Raw genomic sequence first — 702 nt, 5'->3', positions numbered from 1 at the left:
TGAGTAGCCTTAGTTTTAATAGTATCTAAGATCTTAAGTTGCTCATCCATAGCCTTATCGGCAGTTTGCAAGATACCTATGGCATCATTACCATTGTTTATAGCTTGACCTAAAGTGGCTGCTTGCGAACGCAAAGAATCCGCTATCGCCATCCCTGAAGCATCATCTGCTGCGGAGTTAATCCTAAGACCAGAGCTAAGTCTACTTAAAGACTTGTCAAGCTCGTTAGCATTAACAACTGAATTTGCATGTGCATTTAATGCACCGATGTTGGTGTTTATCCTAAAACCCATTTTAAATCCTTTCAAAATATTGCATCGAAAAGATTAAAGCAAGAAGCGTTCCAAGTTTAAAAAAATATCTAAAATAAAAAAGCCTAGTCTTTGAACTAGGCTTGGATTTGTATATATCGCAGTATTTTTAAAGAGCTTAACTACTGAAGCAGTCTTAAAACATTTTGCTGACTAGAATTTGCCTGAGCCATAGCATATGATCCACTTTGAGCTAAGATGTTAGCTTTAGAGTAGTTTGCACTCTCGCTTGCAAAGTCTACATCTCTGATTTGAGATTCAGCTGATTTAACATTGACTTGAGTTACAGTGATGTTGTTTATAGTTGATGTAACTTGATTTTGCACCGAACCTATGTCTGCTCTGATTTGATCAAGATTAGTTATAGCAGTTTCGGCTATATCCATTACAG

At 36.8% G+C, this 702-nt stretch carries 1 protein-coding gene and 1 pseudogene; both read right to left on the bottom strand.

The features are described 5' to 3' along the window. A pseudogene (locus ELQ05_RS08120) lies at positions 1-293 on the bottom strand (flagellin); the annotation flags it as partial. Positions 294-433: 140 nt separating this feature from the next. Beyond that, the coding region (locus ELQ05_RS08115; protein WP_126231969.1) for a flagellin at positions 434-702 on the bottom strand (269 nt) is incomplete at its 5' end.

The sequence above is a fragment of the Campylobacter sp. US53 genome, from assembly GCF_004378995.1.
Classification (GTDB): domain Bacteria; phylum Campylobacterota; class Campylobacteria; order Campylobacterales; family Campylobacteraceae; genus Campylobacter_D; species Campylobacter_D jejuni.
This window is presented reverse-complemented; position numbering and strand designations above follow the sequence as displayed.